General features: G+C 71.3%; 17 protein-coding genes. 4 read left to right on the forward strand and 13 right to left on the reverse strand.

Going from position 1 to position 15239, the window contains the following annotated elements; translation table 11 throughout:
• Nucleotides 1-50: 50 nt before the first annotated feature.
• From dapD to HCC30_RS09465, 11 genes are all read right to left on the reverse strand, one after another.
• Nucleotides 51-1040: a 2,3,4,5-tetrahydropyridine-2,6-dicarboxylate N-succinyltransferase gene (gene dapD / locus HCC30_RS09415; RefSeq protein ID WP_169441962.1), complete on the reverse strand. Its 990-nt coding sequence runs from the start codon at nucleotides 1038-1040 to the stop codon at nucleotides 51-53.
• A 74-nt stretch (nucleotides 1041-1114) separates the two neighbouring features.
• The gene (locus HCC30_RS09420; protein WP_206323602.1) at nucleotides 1115-1669 is read right to left on the reverse strand and encodes a TetR family transcriptional regulator; all 555 of its coding nucleotides are present in this window, start codon (nucleotides 1667-1669) and stop codon (nucleotides 1115-1117) included.
• Nucleotides 1669-1989: a multidrug efflux SMR transporter gene (locus HCC30_RS09425; RefSeq protein WP_169441963.1), complete on the reverse strand. Its 321-nt coding sequence runs from the start codon at nucleotides 1987-1989 to the stop codon at nucleotides 1669-1671. Before HCC30_RS09425 ends, HCC30_RS09420 begins: the two co-directional genes overlap by 1 nt.
• Before the next feature lie 148 nt (nucleotides 1990-2137).
• Complete coding sequence (locus HCC30_RS09430) at nucleotides 2138-2467, reverse strand: metal-sulfur cluster assembly factor (RefSeq protein ID WP_169441964.1); 330 nt, start codon at nucleotides 2465-2467, stop codon at nucleotides 2138-2140.
• Nucleotides 2464-2976, reverse strand: a complete 513-nt coding sequence (gene sufU / locus HCC30_RS09435; RefSeq protein WP_169441965.1) for a Fe-S cluster assembly sulfur transfer protein SufU — start codon at nucleotides 2974-2976, stop codon at nucleotides 2464-2466. Before sufU ends, HCC30_RS09430 begins: the two co-directional genes overlap by 4 nt.
• 57 nt (nucleotides 2977-3033) lie before the next feature.
• On the reverse strand, nucleotides 3034-4290 hold the full coding sequence (locus HCC30_RS09440) for a cysteine desulfurase (protein WP_169441966.1): 1257 nt from the start codon (nucleotides 4288-4290) through the stop codon (nucleotides 3034-3036).
• 115 nt (nucleotides 4291-4405) lie between these two features.
• Nucleotides 4406-5170, reverse strand: a complete 765-nt coding sequence (sufC, locus tag HCC30_RS09445) for a Fe-S cluster assembly ATPase SufC (protein WP_169441967.1) — start codon at nucleotides 5168-5170, stop codon at nucleotides 4406-4408.
• A gap of 7 nt (nucleotides 5171-5177) precedes the next feature.
• A complete protein-coding gene (locus HCC30_RS09450) occupies nucleotides 5178-5522 on the reverse strand; it encodes a non-heme iron oxygenase ferredoxin subunit (RefSeq protein WP_169441968.1) in 345 nt (114 codons plus the stop codon).
• On the reverse strand, nucleotides 5519-6700 hold the full coding sequence (gene sufD / locus HCC30_RS09455; RefSeq protein WP_169441969.1) for a Fe-S cluster assembly protein SufD: 1182 nt from the start codon (nucleotides 6698-6700) through the stop codon (nucleotides 5519-5521). The genes HCC30_RS09450 and sufD overlap by 4 nt, the downstream gene beginning before the upstream one ends.
• 92 nt (nucleotides 6701-6792) lie before the next feature.
• On the reverse strand, nucleotides 6793-8214 hold the full coding sequence (sufB, locus tag HCC30_RS09460) for a Fe-S cluster assembly protein SufB (protein ID WP_169441970.1): 1422 nt from the start codon (nucleotides 8212-8214) through the stop codon (nucleotides 6793-6795).
• On the reverse strand, nucleotides 8211-8981 hold the full coding sequence (locus HCC30_RS09465; RefSeq protein WP_346776580.1) for an ArsR family transcriptional regulator: 771 nt from the start codon (nucleotides 8979-8981) through the stop codon (nucleotides 8211-8213). The genes sufB and HCC30_RS09465 overlap by 4 nt, the downstream gene beginning before the upstream one ends.
• 280 nt (nucleotides 8982-9261) lie before the next feature.
• Here HCC30_RS09465 and HCC30_RS09470 point away from each other — a divergent pair, with 280 nt between their 5' ends.
• From HCC30_RS09470 to HCC30_RS09480, 3 genes are all read left to right on the forward strand, one after another.
• A complete protein-coding gene (locus HCC30_RS09470) occupies nucleotides 9262-10188 on the forward strand; it encodes an ABC transporter ATP-binding protein (protein WP_169441972.1) in 927 nt (308 codons plus the stop codon).
• Between the two features lie 85 nt (nucleotides 10189-10273).
• Entirely contained in the window at nucleotides 10274-11068 is a 795-nt protein-coding gene (locus HCC30_RS09475) for an ABC transporter permease (RefSeq protein ID WP_169441973.1), read from the forward strand.
• Between the two features lie 71 nt (nucleotides 11069-11139).
• The gene (locus tag HCC30_RS09480; RefSeq protein WP_169441974.1) at nucleotides 11140-12180 is read left to right on the forward strand and encodes a COX15/CtaA family protein; all 1041 of its coding nucleotides are present in this window, start codon (nucleotides 11140-11142) and stop codon (nucleotides 12178-12180) included.
• Here HCC30_RS09480 and HCC30_RS09485 read toward each other — a convergent pair.
• Nucleotides 12132-13322 carry an amidohydrolase gene (locus HCC30_RS09485; protein WP_169441975.1) on the reverse strand — a complete coding sequence of 397 codons (1191 nt, stop codon included), beginning with the start codon at nucleotides 13320-13322 and terminating at the stop codon, nucleotides 12132-12134. The two genes, HCC30_RS09480 and HCC30_RS09485, sit on opposite strands and share 49 nt — an antisense overlap.
• A 150-nt stretch (nucleotides 13323-13472) precedes the next feature.
• Between HCC30_RS09485 and HCC30_RS09490 the strand changes: the two genes are divergently transcribed.
• Nucleotides 13473-13787 (forward strand): hypothetical protein, encoded by a 315-nt coding sequence (locus HCC30_RS09490; RefSeq protein ID WP_169441976.1) that lies wholly within the window; start codon nucleotides 13473-13475, stop codon nucleotides 13785-13787.
• 90 nt (nucleotides 13788-13877) lie between these two features.
• Here HCC30_RS09490 and HCC30_RS09495 read toward each other — a convergent pair whose 3' ends face one another.
• Nucleotides 13878-14825: a heme o synthase gene (locus tag HCC30_RS09495; RefSeq protein WP_169441977.1), complete on the reverse strand. Its 948-nt coding sequence runs from the start codon at nucleotides 14823-14825 to the stop codon at nucleotides 13878-13880.
• Between the last annotated feature and the right edge of the window lie 414 nt (nucleotides 14826-15239).

The raw sequence follows: 15239 nt of genomic DNA on the forward strand, positions 1-15239 counted from the left end.
GGCCTACGGGCATGCGCGGGGTACGCGGTGCGGCGCGGGGGCCGCCGCCGTCAGTTGTGCGCGTGCAGCGCCTCGTTCAGACCGCCCCAGGAGCCGGTGCGCTGGAGCGCCTCGACGGTGCCGGTGGTCGAATTGCGGCGGAAGAGCAGGTTGTTGGCGCCGGACATGTCCGCCGCCTTGACGACCTTGCCGTCGGGCAGCGTCACGCGCGTACCGGCGGTGACGTACAGCCCGGCCTCGACGACGCAGTCGTCGCCGAGGGAGATGCCGATACCGGCCTCGGCGCCGAGCAGGCAGCGCTGACCGATGGAGATGGTCTGCTTGCCGCCGCCGGAGAGGGTGCCCATGATCGAGGCGCCGCCGCCGATGTCGGAGCCGTCGCCGACGACGACGCCCGCGCTGACCCGGCCCTCGACCATGGAGGTGCCGAGGGTGCCGGCGTTGAAGTTGACGAAGCCCTCGTGCATGACGGTGGTGCCCTCGGCGAGGTGCGCGCCGAGCCGGGCCCGGTCGGCGTCGGCGAGCCGGACGCCCTTGGGCACGACGTAGTCGGTCATCCGCGGGAACTTGTCCACGCTGGTGACGTTGAGGTACGTGCCCTCGGCGCGGGCCGCGAGGCGGACCTCCTCGATGCGGTCGGCCTGCACCGGACCGCGGGTGGTCCAGGCGACGTTGGCGAGGTGGCCGAACATGCCGTCGAGGTTCTGGCCGTGCGGCCGGACCAGGCGGTGGCTGAGCAGGTGCAGCCGCAGGTACACGTCGTGCGCGTCCGCCGGCTTGTCGTCGAGCGAGGCGACGACGGTGCGGACGGCGACCGTCTCCACGCCGCGCACCGGGTCGGCGCCGAGCGCCTTGGGCGCGGACGGGCCCAGCAGTTCGGCGGCGCGCTCGGGGCTCAGCCGCTCGGTCCCTGCGGGACCCGGCTCGTCGACGAGCTCGGGGGCGGGGAACCAGGTGTCGAGAACGGTGCCGTCGGAGGCGACGGTCGCGAGCCCGGCGCCGACAGCGCCGGTCGTACGGGGTGTGGATGCGTCGGTCATACCTCGAACGCTATCCGTACGGGGAGGGCGAAGGCGAACCGGTCTCAGCTCATGAGCCGCGGCCGGGGACGGTCTCAGGTGCGCGGCGGCTCGCCCGTGACGCGGGCCAGCGCGGAGCGCACCTCGGCCGGGTCGAAGGGCCGGTCGGTGAGGAGCATCTGGAGCATCAGGCCGTCGACGAGGGCGGTCAGGGCGCGCGCCGTGGCCCGGTCCGGGGTGCGGCGGGCGACGACGTCGACCATGTCGTCGATCCAGGTGCCGGCGACGGGCTGGAGCGCGGGGCGGCGCAGGGCGGCGAGGTACAGCTCGTACTCCAGCCGGATGCGGCCGCGGCCGCCGGAGGCGTAGCGCTGGAGCAGCCCGGTGAGCGCGTCGGCCAGCGGCTCGTCCTCGGGCAGCTCCTCGCTCCAGCCCGCGATGGCCGTCTGCGGCGCGGAGTTGACCTGTTCGAGGGCGGCGACGAGGAGGTCGTCGAGCCCGGCGAAGTGGTACGTGGTGGAGCCGAGCGGCACGTCGGCCTCGGCGGCGACGGCGCGGTGGCTGAGCGCGTCGATGCCCTTGAGCTCGACGAGCCGGATGGCCGCGTCGATGATCCGCTGCCGGCGCTCGGGGTCGTAGCGGCGGGCCATCAGTGCGAGCCCCCGAGGTTGAGCACGACGACTCCGCAGATCACCAGCAGCAGCCCGATGATCTTCGCCGCGGTGACCGCCTCGCCGATGAAGACCATGCCGATGGCGGCGACGGCCGCGGTGCCGAGCCCGGCCCATATCGCGTACGCGGTGCCGACCGGCATGCTCTTGAGCGCCTGCGCGAGCAGCGTGAACGCCACGATGTACCCGGCGACGGTGGCGAGCGAGGGCCACAGGCGGGTGAAGCCGTCGCTGTACTTCATCGCGGTGGTGCCCAGCACTTCGGCGAGGATCGCCCCCGCAAGCGTCAGATAGACCATGCGTACAAGCGTACACAAGGTTATGTACGGTCGTACACAGCGGCCGTTGCGCAGCAGCCGTCCGCGCATGCGAACGGCCGTGCCGGGTCAGCGTGTTGCCGACCCGGCACGGCCGTTGTCCCCGCCGCGCGAGCGCGGCGCGGGGTGCTCAGACGTTGAAGCCGAGCGCGCGCAGCTGCTCGCGCCCGTCGTCCGTGATCTTGTCCGGACCCCACGGCGGCATCCAGACCCAGTTGATCCGCAGCTCCTTGACGATGCCCTCGGTCGCGGACTTCGCCTGGTCCTCGATGACGTCCGTGAGCGGGCAGGCCGCCGAGGTCAGCGTCATGTCGATGGTGGCGATGTTCGCCTCGTCGATGTGCACGCCGTAGATCAGACCGAGGTTGACGACGTCGATGCCCAGCTCGGGGTCGACCACGTCGTACAGGGCCTCGCGGACCTCGTCCTCGCTCGCGGGCTTCGTGGTGGTCTCAGTCATGCGGTCTTCTCCTTCGCCGCGTCGGCGCCCGCCTGTGTCTCGCCCAGCGCTTGCGCCGTTGCTTCCGCCCCGCCGAACGCCTTCGCCGTTGCGTCCTTCCATGCCATCCAGCTCAGCAGAGCACACTTCACCCGAGCCGGGTACTTGGAGACGCCGGCGAACGCGACGGCGTCCTCCAGCACCTCCTCCATGGCGTCGTCCGGCTCGATCTGGCCCTTGGACTGCATGAGCTCCAGAAACGTCTCCTGGATCTCCCGGGCCCGCCCGATGTCCTTGCCGACCAGCAGTTCGTTCAGCACCGAGGCGCTCGCCTGGCTGATGGAGCAGCCCTGGCCCTCGTAGCTGACGTCCCTCACGGTGCTGCCGTCGTACCGCACCCGCAGGGTGATCTCGTCACCGCAGGTGGGGTTGACGTGGTGCACCTCGGCGTCGCCTTCGCGCAGGCCGCGCCCGTGCGGGTGCTTGTAGTGGTCCAGGATCACGTCCTGGTACATCGAGTCGAGCTTCACGTGTCAGTCCCAGCCCTCAGGGTTCTCGGTCGCCATGCCTTCGGCCGTCGCCGGTCTCTAGCCGAAGAAGTTCCGTACGTGCTCCAGCCCCTCGGCCAGTGCGTCGACCTCGGCGGGCGTGGAGTACAGATAGAACGACGCTCGCGTGGTCGCAGGAATTCCGTACCGCAGGCAGACCGGCCGCGCGCAGTGGTGGCCGACCCGGACGGCGATGCCCTGCTCGTCCAGCACCTGGCCCACGTCGTGCGGGTGGATGTCGCCGAGCGTGAAGGAGATCGTCGCGCCCCGCTCCTCGGCCGTGGTCGGGCCGATGAACCGCAGGTCGGGGATCTCCTTGAGCTTGGCGACGGCGTACTCCGTCAGCGCGTGCTCGTGCTGGGCGATCCGGTCCATGCCGATCGAGGTGAGGTAGTCCACCGCGGCACCCAGGCCGACGGCCTGCGCGACCGGCGGCGTACCCGCCTCGAACTTGTGCGGCGCCGGAGCGTACGTCGACGAGTGCATCGAGACCGTCTCGATCATCTCGCCGCCGCCGAGGAACGGCGGCAGGTCGTCCAGCAGCTCCTGCCGGCCCCACAGCACGCCGATGCCGGTCGGGCCGCACATCTTGTGACCGGTGAAGGCCACGAAGTCTGCCTGGAGCGCCTGCACGTCCAGCGGCGCGTGCGGCGCCGCCTGCGAGGCGTCGACGACGACGAGCGCGCCGACCTCCTGGGCACGCCGGACGATCGCCTCGACCGGGTTGACCGTGCCCATGATGTTGGAGACGAGGGTGAAGGAGACGACCTTGGTCTTCTCCGTGATGACCTCGTCCACCGCGGAGAGGTCGAGCCGGCCGTCGTCGGTCAGCCCGAACCACTTCAGCTTCGCGCCCGTGCGCTGCGAGAGCAGCTGCCACGGCACGATGTTGGAGTGGTGCTCCATCTCCGTGATCACGATCTCGGTGTCGTGCTCCACGCGGTAGGGCTCGTCCGCCCAGCCCAGCATGTTCGCGACGAGGTTGAGCGACTCCGAGGCGTTCTTGGTGAAGACGACCTCGTCCCGGCTCGGCGCGTTGATGAACGCCGCGACCTTGTCCCGCGCGCCCTCGTACAGCGCCGTGGCCTCCTCCGCGAGGACGTGCACCCCACGGTGGACGTTCGCGTTGTGCCGCTCGTAGTAGTCGTTCAGCACGTCGAGGACCTGGGTGGGCTTCTGCGACGTGGCCGCGTTGTCCAGGTAGACGACCTTCTTCCCGTCGTGGACCACGCGGTCCAGGATCGGGAAGTCCTTGCGGATCGCCTCGGTGTCGAGAAGGCCCGGCAGCTGCGTCATGCCCTTGTCCCTCCGTTCGCCCCGCGGCCGCGGAGGCGGCGGATGCCGCCGTCCGCGGACCGCGGGTGCGCGGCCGTCGTGGTGGTCAGCGGCCCGGGGGCCGCGAATGCGTCGCTCACGAAGCGGCGCCGCCCTTCACGTACTCCTCGTAGCCCTCTTCCTCCAGCTTGTCCGCGAGCTCGGGGCCGCCGGACTCGGCGATCCGGCCCTTGGCGAAGACGTGGACGTGGTCGGGCTTGATGTACCGGAGGATCCGCGTGTAGTGCGTGATCAGCAGGGTGCCGACCTCGCCGGACTCGCGGACGCGGTTGACGCCCTCGGAGACCACGCGCAGCGCGTCGACGTCCAGACCGGAGTCGGTCTCGTCGAGGATCGCCATCTTCGGCTTGAGGAGCTCCAGCTGGAGGATCTCGTGCCGCTTCTTCTCACCGCCGGAGAAGCCCTCGTTGACGTTCCGCTCGGCGAAGGACGGGTCGATGCTGAGGCGCTCCATGGCCTCCTTGACCTCCTTCACCCAGGTACGCAGCTTGGGGGCCTCGCCGCGGATGGCGGTGGCGGAGGTCCGCAGGAAGTTGGAGACGGAGACACCCGGAACCTCGACCGGGTACTGCATCGCGAGGAAGACGCCGGCGCGAGCGCGCTCGTCCGGGGTCATCTCCAGCACGTCCTCGCCGTCCAGCTTCACGGAGCCGCCGGTGATCGTGTACTTGGGGTGGCCCGCGAGCGAGTAGGCGAGCGTGGACTTGCCGGAGCCGTTCGGCCCCATGATGGCGTGCGTCTCACCCTGCTTCACGGTCAGGTCGACGCCGCGCAGGATTTCGCTCGCGCCGCCCTCGGTGTCGACGGAGACGTGCAGGTCGTTGATCTCAAGCGTTGCCATGGGGGCTTCAGGACTCCTGGGTGACGGAGACGAGCACGGACGCGTCCGGACCCTCTCCTTCGATCTTTACGGGGTATACGGGGACGGGCCGGGTCGCGGGCGGCCCGGAGGGCTTGCCGCTGCGCAGGTCGAAGCTGGAGCCGTGCAGCCAGCACTCGATCTGGCAGTCCTCGACATCGCCTTCCGAGAGGGAGACGTTCGCGTGCGAGCAGATGTCGTTGATCGCGTACACCTCGCCCTCCGTGCGGACGAGGGCCACCGGGACGCCGTCGAGCTCCACCCGCTTCGGGGTGTCCTCCTCGAGTTCGCCCAGTGACGCGACGCGCACGAACACCGCTTCCGGCCCACTCATGCGACGGACGCTTCCAGCTCGGCCTCGATCTTGGCGATGAGGCGCTCCTGCAGGTCCGGAAGACCGATCTGCTGGACCAGTTCGGCGAAGAAGCCGCGCACGACGAGCCTGCGCGCCTCCTGCTCCGGGATACCCCGGGCCATCAGGTAGAACAGCTGCTCGTCGTCGAAGCGGCCGGTCGCCGAGGCGTGGCCCGCGCCGACGATCTCGCCGGTCTCGATCTCCAGGTTGGGCACCGAGTCGACCCGGGCGCCGTCCGTGAGGACGAGGTTCCGGTTCAGCTCGTAGGTGTCGGTGCCGGTGGCGTCGGCACGGATGATCACGTCACCGATCCACACCGCGTGCGCCTCGTCGCCCTGGAGCGCGCCCTTGTAGGCCACGTTGCTGCGGCAGTTGGGGCGGTCGTGGTCGACGAGGAGACGGTGCTCCTGGTGCTGCCCGTTGTCGGTGAAGTACAGACCGTAGAACTCGGCCTCGCCGCCGGGGCCGGCGTAGTTGACGCGCGGGCTGAGCCGGACCACGTCACCGCCGAAGGTGACGACGACCGACTTGAAGCTGGCGTCCCGGCCGACGAGCGCGTTGTGCTGCGAGCAGTGCACGGCCGTGTCGTCCCAGTCCTGGATGGACACGACGGTCACCTTCGCGCCGTCGCCGAGGACGAACTCGACGTTGGCCGAGCGGACCGTGTCACCGGTGTGGTCGAGGACGATCACGGCCTCGGCGAAGGCGCCGATGTCGAAGACGGTGTGCCCGTAGGTCACGCCGCCCTCGCCGTGCAGGCCGACCCGCACCGGCTCCTCCAGCACGGCCTCCTTGGGCACCGAGATGACCGACGCCTTCTCGAAGGACGAGAACGCCTGCGCCGCGACCCGGTCCACCGGAGCGCCGGTGCGCCCGATCCGGGCGTCCTCGCGCGAGACGGTCTCGACCGTCACGACGTCCGGCGCGGAGATCTCGGCCTTGAGCGAGCCGGACGCCTCGGCCGAGCCGTCGTGCAGGCCCTTCAGCCGCTCCAGCGGAGTGAAGCGCCACTCCTCCTCGCGCCCGTGGGGGACCGGGAAGTCCGCCACGTCGAACGAGGGCGATGCGCTCATCCGGGTGGCGACGGTGGACTCAGCCGCCACCGCGATCGATCCGGTGGTGTTCGAACCGACCGGAATGTTCTGAGCCTCAGCCATGGCTGTCGTGTTGCTCGCTTCCTTAGTGTGTTCGGCTCGCCCCCGGGCGCTGCTGCCCGGAGGCGGGGCGGGACTGCGGACGGGCGGCGGCGTCAGCCGACCGCGCCCTCCATCTGCAGCTCGATCAGCCGGTTCAGCTCCAGCGCGTACTCCATCGGCAGCTCCTTCGCGATCGGCTCGACGAAGCCGCGGACGATCATCGCCATGGCCTCGTCCTCCGACAGACCGCGGCTCATCAGGTAGAAGAGCTGGTCGTCGCTCACCTTGGAGACCGTCGCCTCGTGGCCCATCGTCACATCGTCCTCACGGACGTCCACGTACGGGTACGTGTCCGAGCGGGAGATGGTGTCGACCAGCAGCGCGTCGCACAGCACGTTGGACTTGGAGCCCTCGGCGCCCTCGCCGATCTCGATGAGACCGCGGTAGGAGGTGCGGCCGCCGCTGCGCGCCACCGACTTGGAGACGATGTTGGAGGACGTACGCGGCGCCATGTGCACCATCTTCGCGCCGGCGTCCTGGTGCTGGCCCTCGCCCGCGAAGGCGACCGAGAGCGTCTCGCCCTTGGCGTGCTCGCCCATCAGGTAGACGGCCGGGTACTTCATGGTGACCTTGGAGCCGAGGTTGCCGTCGACCCACTCCATGGTCGCGCCCTCGTAGGCCACGGCACGCTTGGTGACCAGGTTGTAGACGTTGTTCGACCAGTTCTGGATCGTCGTGTAGCGGCAGCGGCCGCCCTTCTTCACGATGATCTCGACGACGGCGGAGTGCAGCGAGTCCGAGTTGTAGATCGGCGCCGTGCAGCCCTCGACGTAGTGCACGTAGGCGTTCTCGTCGACGATGATCAGCGTCCGCTCGAACTGGCCCATGTTCTCGGTGTTGATCCGGAAGTAGGCCTGGAGCGGGATGTCGACGTGCACGCCCGGCGGCACGTAGATGAAGGAACCGCCGGACCACACGGCGGTGTTCAGCGCGGCGAACTTGTTGTCGCCGGGCGGGATGACCGTGCCGAAGTGCTCCTGGAAGATCTCCGGGTGCTCACGCAGGGCCGTGTCGGTGTCCAGGAAGAGAACGCCCTGCTGCTCCAGGTCCTCGCGGATCTGGTGGTAGACGACCTCGGACTCGTACTGCGCGGCGACACCGGCGACGAGGCGCTGCTTCTCCGCCTCGGGGATGCCGAGCTTGTCGTACGTGTTCTTGATGTCCTCCGGCAGGTCCTCCCAGGACTGGGCCTGCTTCTCGGTGGACCGGACGAAGTACTTGATGTTGTCGAAGTCGATGCCGGAGAGGTCCGAGCCCCAGTTGGGCATGGGCTTCTTCTCGAAGAGCTTGTGCCCCTTGAGGCGGAGCTTCAGCATCCAGTCCGGCTCGTTCTTCTTGCCCGAGATGTCGCGGACGACGTCGTCGGACAGGCCGCGCTTGGCGGAGGCTCCGGCCGCGTCGGAGTCGGCCCAGCCGTACTCGTACCGGCCCAGACCCTCGAGCTCGGGGTGAGCAGTCTCCGTAGGAGAGGTCATGCGGGGTTCCTCCCGGCGGTTTTCGCAGATGCGTTGGTGGCTTCGGTGTTCGTGCTGGTGGTCCTGGTGGGGTGCGCGCGCGGGATGAAGGTCGTGCACACCCCGTCGCCGTGGGCGATCGTGGCGAGACGCTGCACGTGGGTCCCGAGCAGGCGGGAGAACAACTCCGTCTCCGCCTCGCACAGTTGGGGGAACTGCTCGGCGGTGTGGGCCACCGGGCAGTGGTGCTGGCAGAGCTGCTCTCCCCCTGGGCTCTGCCCGGACGGGCCGCCGGCGGAAGCGGGTGCGCTGCGCGCAGTGGCAGCGTACCCGTCCGCCGTCAGGGCCTCGGCAAGCGCCCTGGCCTGCTCCTCGGGGGGTACGTCCGCCAGCCGCTCGCGGTACCGCTCGGCGGCCTCGGCGATCCGGTCGCGCGCGAAGGCCGCCACCGCGGCCTCGCCCGCCTCGCCGCCGCCGGCGCTCCGGGCGATCCAGCGCAGGGCGTCCGCGGCGAGCTCGTCGTAGTGCTGGTCGAAGGCGTCCCGGCCGCCGTCGGTGAGCGCGAAGACCTTGGCGGGGCGGCCGCGGCCGCGCGAGCCGTAGACCCGCTTGTCCCGGGGCTCGACGACGCCCTCGCCGAGCAGGGTGTCGAGGTGACGGCGGACGGCGGCCTGGGTCAGCCCCAGGCGGGAGGCCAGCTCGGCCGCGGTGGACGGGCCGTGGTCCAGGATGGAGCGGGCCACCTTGTTCCGCGTACCGTGCTGCTGCTCGTCCTGCTGGGCGGGCACGCCGGAGGCGCTGGACGCGACGCCCTGGGCGGGCGCCGGTGTGGCCGCCTGCCGCGTCTCGTCTGCCGTGCCCGTCTTTTTCACAACGTCATTGTTGCGTAATTCCGCGAGGCCCGGCAAGCCACTCCGTGACCTGCCTTGATGCAGTGCATCACGTAAGGCAAGCCTTACCCGGAGCGGCTCCGGAGCCCCCTTCACGGGGTCTCACGAGGGCTTTCGCCGTCCGGCCGGCCCGGCCCCGCCCCGGGGCGCGCGCACCCCGCTCCTTAGACTCGCCGGTATGCGAAACGCAGCGGCTGTCGAGGTCGCGGGGCTGGTGAAGCGGTACGGCGAGAAGACCGCGGTGGACGGGCTGGATCTGACCGTCACGGAACACACGGTCACCGCCGTCCTGGGACCCAACGGAGCGGGCAAGACCACCACGATCGAGACCTGCGAGGGCTACCGCAGCCCGGACGAGGGCACCGTCCGCGTGCTCGGCCTCGACCCCGTCGCCGACGCGGCGCGGCTGCGCCCGCGGGTGGGCGTGATGCTGCAGAGCGGAGGCGTCTACTCCGGGGCGCGGGCCGAGGAGATGCTCCGGCACATGGCCTCGCTGTACGCGCACCCGCTGGACGTGCCCGCCCTCGTCGAGCGCCTCGGCCTGGGCAGCTGCGGGCGCACCCCGTACCGGCGGCTGTCGGGCGGCCAGCAGCAGCGGCTGGCACTGGCGACGGCCGTGGTCGGCCGCCCCGAGCTGGTCTTCCTCGACGAGCCGACGGCGGGCCTCGACCCGCAGGCCCGCCGGGCCACCTGGGACCTGGTGCGCGAACTGCGCGCCGACGGCGTCACCGTCGTCCTCACCACGCACTACATGGACGAGGCCGAGGAACTGGCCGACCACGTGGCCGTGGTGGACGGCGGCCGGGTGATCGAGCAGGGCAGCCCCGACGCGCTGTGCCGGGGCGGCGCCGAGAACACCCTCCGCTTCACCGGCCGCCCCGGGCTCGACCTCAGCTCGCTACTGAAGGCGCTCCCGCCGGACACCGACGCGGCCGAGATCGCACCCGGCGGCTACCGCCTGACCGGCACCGTCGACCCGCAGATGCTGGCCACCGTCACCTCCTGGTGCGCCCAGCACGGCGTCATGCCGGACCGCATCTCGGTCGAGCGCCGCACGCTGGAGGACGTCTTCCTGGAACTCACGGGCAAGGAGCTGCGGTCATGAACGGGCCCACACCGCCACACCGGGGGTACGGGGGTCGCCCCCCGGAAGACAACAGCCTGGAACTCACGGGCAAGGAGCTGCGGTCATGAGCACCGGAACGCGCACCGGGGACTTCACGCCGCGGCCTGGCGCCGCGCCGCTCCCCCGCATGATCGCCGCGCAGGCCGCGCTGGAGACGCGGATGCTGCTGCGCAACGGCGAGCAGCTGCTGCTGACGGTGGTCATCCCGACGCTGCTGCTCGTCCTGTTCAGCACGGTCGACGTCATCGACCTGCCGGGCAGCGGCGGCGAGGCCCGCGTCGACTTCCTGGCCCCGGGCGTCCTGGCGCTGGCCGTGCTGTCGACGGCGTTCACCGGGCAGGCGATCTCCACCGGCTTCGAGCGGCGGTACGGGGTGCTCAAGCGGCTCGGGGTCTCGCCGCTGCCCCGCTGGGGGCTGATGACGGCGAAGACGCTGTCGGTGCTCGTCATCGAGGTCCTCCAGCTGGTGCTGCTGACGGCCGTCGCGCTGCTGCTGGGCTGGTCGCCGCAGGGCGGCCCGCTCGGCGCCCTGCCCGTGCTGGCGCTGCTGGTGCTGGGCACGGCCGCCTTCTCGGGGCTCGGTCTGCTGATGGCGGGCACGCTCCGGGCGGAGGCGACGCTGGCCGCCGCGAACCTGGTCTTCCTGCTGCTGCTGGTCGGCGGCGGGGTGATCGTGCCGCTGGAGAAGTTCGGCGCGGCGCAGTCGGTGCTCCAGTTCCTGCCCGTCTCGGCCCTCTCGGACGGGCTGCGCGAGGTGCTCCAGCACGGCGCCGGGACGCCCTGGGCCGACCTGGGAATCCTCGCCGTCTGGGCGGCCGCCGGGCTGGGCGCGGCGGCGCGGTTCTTCCGCTGGGAGTGAGCCGGGCGGGGCCCCGGCGCTTGGCCAACCCCTCGTGAAAGCACGCACAAGCACACCCGTACGATGTGCCCGTGCCGAAACTGCTCGAAGTCGTACGTAATCCCATCGCGTACATCGCGGCCCGGTGGACCCCCACGCAGCGCACTCTCCGCCGCGCGACGATGTCGGCGCTCCTGATGAGCGTCTTCATCATCGTGACCGGCGGCGCCGTGCGGCTGACGGGCTCGGGGCTCGGCTGCGACACCTGGCCGAAGTGCAGCAGCGAGAGCCTCGTCGCCACCTCGGAGATGGGCATCCACGGCGCGATCGAGTTCGGCAACCGCATGCTGACGTACGTGCTGAGCGCGGCCGTCGGCTGGGCGATCGTCGCCTCGCGCGCGGTCAAGCCCCGGCGCAGGCCGCTGAGCCGGCTGGCCTGGGCGCAGTTCTGGCTGGTGATGAGCAACGGCGTCATCGGCGGCATCACGGTGCTCACCGAGCTCAACCCGTACACCGTCGCCGGTCACTTCCTCGCCGCGACGGCGCTGCTGACCGTCTCCACGGTGACCTGGCTGCGCGCCCGCGAGGGCGACGAGCAGCCGCGTCCGCTGGTCGGCAAGCCGATCAAGCAGCTGGTGTGGGTGCTGGTGGCGGTCTCGGGGCTGCTGGTCACCGTCGGCACCGTGGTCACCGGTTCCGGTCCGCACGCGGGCGACAGCAGCGACGTGCCGCGGATGCCGGTCGACCCGAAGAGCGTCACCGAGCTGCACGCCTCGCTGGCCTGGGTCGTGGTCGCGCTGACCCTCGCGCTCTGGTTCGTGCTGCGCGCGGTGGACGCGCCGGTGGGCCCGAAGCGCCGGACGCGCGACCTGTTCCTGGTGCTGATGTCCCAGGGCGTCATCGGCTACGTCCAGTACTTCACGGACCTGCCCGAGATCCTGGTCGGCCTGCACCTGCTCGGCTCGGCCCTGGTGTGGGTGGCCGTGCTGCGGCTGCTGCTCTCGCTGCGGGAACGCGGCCTCCCGCCGACGGGCACCGGTCCGTCCGACGACGAAACCGGCTCCGCCGTGCCGCACCCGGCCGCTCAGTCCGACGACGGCCGGGCGGTGCCCGCCGCGCCCGCCGCCGGCTGAACCCCGGCGTCCAGCCCGTAGAGCCGCCGTGCCGTCCCGTGCGTCATGGCCTCGGTGACGCGTGCCGCGTCCGCCGGGCCGCAGCGGCCTTCGCCGACCCAGCGCGCGAGGACGGCGTCGAGCCCCCGCACGAAGGAACGGGCCCGTACGACGTAGAGCTCGGGCAGGGTGCGGGTGCCGCTGGAGAACAGCAGCTTGGTGAACGGGGCCTGCGCCAGGGTCTCCTCGGGTGACGGGCCCGCGTCCGCGTAGGTGTGCGGGAAAGCCGCGGCCAGCCGCGCCGCGCTCGCGTGGTGCGGGCGGCGCGGCAGCAGGACCACGTCGCCGCCGGCGCCCCGGCTCGCGTCCAGGAACCCCTCCAGGGGCGCCGGGTCCGCGGGGCAGCGCAGTTGTACGGGCTTGCGGGTGACCAGGGCGCTCCACACCAGGTGGCGCAGCAGCGCGGGTTCGTCGCGCAGCTCCGCGCCGTGGTGCGCCTGTTGCCCGGGCAGGAGCGGGGGCGCGCGGCGTGCGGCGCGGGCGCGTTCGCGGGCGCGGAGCCAGCGTTCCGCCGCCCTGCCGACCTCGCGGACGTCGGGCGCGCGGGCCTCCAGGAAGTACGCGCCGACGGCGAAGGCGGCGGCCCCGGGCGCCGCCGCGTGCAGCGCGCCCGCGGTGTTGGCGAGGAAGGCGCGTACGGAGCCCGAGGTGTCGGCCACCTGCCGGGCCAGCGACTCCAGGCAGACGGACTCCCGCGCGGTGCCGCCGGCCGCGGCGGCCAGCGTGTGCGGCGGGGTGAGCGGGTGCGCGTCGGGGAACGGGTCCGGCGCGGCCCGCGCGTCCGTGTCCAGCAGGAAGCAGCCGATGCCGCTGCCGCGCAGCAGCGCCCGCGTCGCGGCGTACGCGCCGAGCTCGCGGCGCCGGGCCAGGTAGTGCGCGGGCGGGCAGTGCGCCGGGAGGCCCAGCAGGGGCGGGCACCAGCGGCGGAGGGCGAGGCCGGCCGGGCCGTCGAAGAAGGTGCCGGCGCGCGGTACGGCGCCGTCGGCGTCGGCGGCGAGCAGCGTCTCGAAGACGCCGAGCCCGAGATCGGCGCCGAGCACGCCGTAGCTGTGCTGGTCGACGAGCGTGGTCCGCCGGGTGTGCCACGCGTCAGCGGTGTCCATCCGCACCTCCTCGTCCCCTGCCGGGTCTAACGGCCGGGAGGCTACGGGGTGTCGGGGCCCTGTGTGCCGGGGCCGCGACGGTGTGTGGCGTCGGTCTCGCGGCGGGACGGCCTCTCGCCAGGGGGTTTACCCGTCGGTAGCATCAGGGGCATGGCAGACAGCAGCAAGAAGGCGGCCAAGCTCGCCAAGGAGATCACCGCGTTCGCCAAGGGGCACGGCGGGAGCGCCGAGGGGCAGATCGCCTACGTCGGCCAGGTCGGCGCCCGGATCGCCCTCGTCGGCGCGAACGGCGAGTGGGGCGACCTGATGGCGCCCTCGGTCGAGGTCGCCCGGCAGGCCACCGAGCGCGCCGGCATCACCGTCCGGGACGGCTTCGACGGCGAGATGGCGGAGAAGGTGCGCACCGGCCCGTACGAGTGGAGCCGGATGGCCGGGATCCAGATCGGCGGCCCGTCCAACGGCTGACCGCCGAGCCGTACATACGGACGGGGCCCGGAACGTGATCACGTTCCGGGCCCCGTCCGTATGTCTCGGGAAGGCGGCGGCTCAGCCTGCTCAGCGGAGGAAGGGGTCCACCGCGACCGCGACGAAGAGCAGCGAGACGTAGGTGATGGACCAGTGGAACAGCCGCATCTCCTTGAGCTTGGAGCCCGTCACCTCGGCCTTGGCGCGGGCGAGCAGCGCGTGCGCCTCCCACAGCCACCAGCCGCCGGCCAGCACGGCCACCAGCGGGTAGAACCAGCCGACGTAGCCCAGCGGCCACAGCAGCAGCGAGACGCCGACCATCACCCAGCTGTAGAGCACGATCTGCTTCGCGACGACGGTGTTGGTGGCGATGACCGGGAGCATCGGCACGCCGACCCGCTCGTAGTCGTCCTTCACCTTCATCGACAGCGGCCAGTAGTGCGGCGGCGTCCAGAAGAAGATGACGAGGAAGAGGATGACCGGCGCCCAGCTGATCTCGTTCCGGACCGCCGACCAGCCGATCAGGACGGGCATGCAGCCCGCGATGCCGCCCCACACGATGTTCTGCGAGGTGCGGCGCTTCAGCAGCATCGTGTAGACGAGCACGTAGAACAGCAGCGCGCCCAACGCCAGTGCCGCGGAAAGCCAGTTGACGAGGAATCCGAACAGCAGCGTCGAGACGACCGCCAGCGAGATGCCGAACGCGAGGCACTCGCGCGGGGAGACGATCCCGGTGACGAGCGGACGCTGCTCGGTGCGGTGCATGAGCGCGTCGATGTCCCGGTCGATGTACATGTTCAGCGCGTTGGCGCCACCCGCGGACAGATAGCCGCCGACGGTGGTGATCACCACCAGCTTGAGGTTGGGCACCCCCTGCGCCGCCAGGAACATCACGGGGATCGTCGTGATGAGCAGCAGCTCGATGATGCGCGGCTTGGTCAGCGCGATGAACGCCTTGACCCGAGCGCCAATTGGCCGGCGCGCGGTGCTGTTGTCGAGCACCCCCGCAGGACGGGATTCGACGGCCGTCACGAACACCCCTGATCACTCAAGAACAAGCGAGCCCGGGCGTGAAGACCCGGTAAAGCTCGCGCGTACCACGCCACTTTAGACGCCGCGGGTATCTCGTCCCGCGCGGGGGTCACCCGTGTTGACCCGGGCGCCCGGACCGCCGGTCGGGGCGGCTCCGGTGCCGGTCACCGGCCGCGGCACGCCCGGAGGTCACTCTCCGTGCACGCGGACGGGAGCGGGTGGGAGGGGTGCGCGCCCCCGCTGTGCGCGCACACGTGAGCGTGCGCGCGCGCACCCGGAAAGCAGGTGAGCACGGCGGTGCGCAGGAAGCACGCGAACCCCCTGCCAGGAATACGACTTGCCCCGATTTGGTTGCCCGCAGCGAAGGGACGCCCACACTGCGAGCACTCGAAAAGCCGCACGCCCCGTGCGGGGTACGCT

Origin of the sequence: Streptomyces sp. HNM0574 (assembly GCF_012726235.1) — a bacterium.
GTDB lineage: Bacteria > Actinomycetota > Actinomycetes > Streptomycetales > Streptomycetaceae > Streptomyces.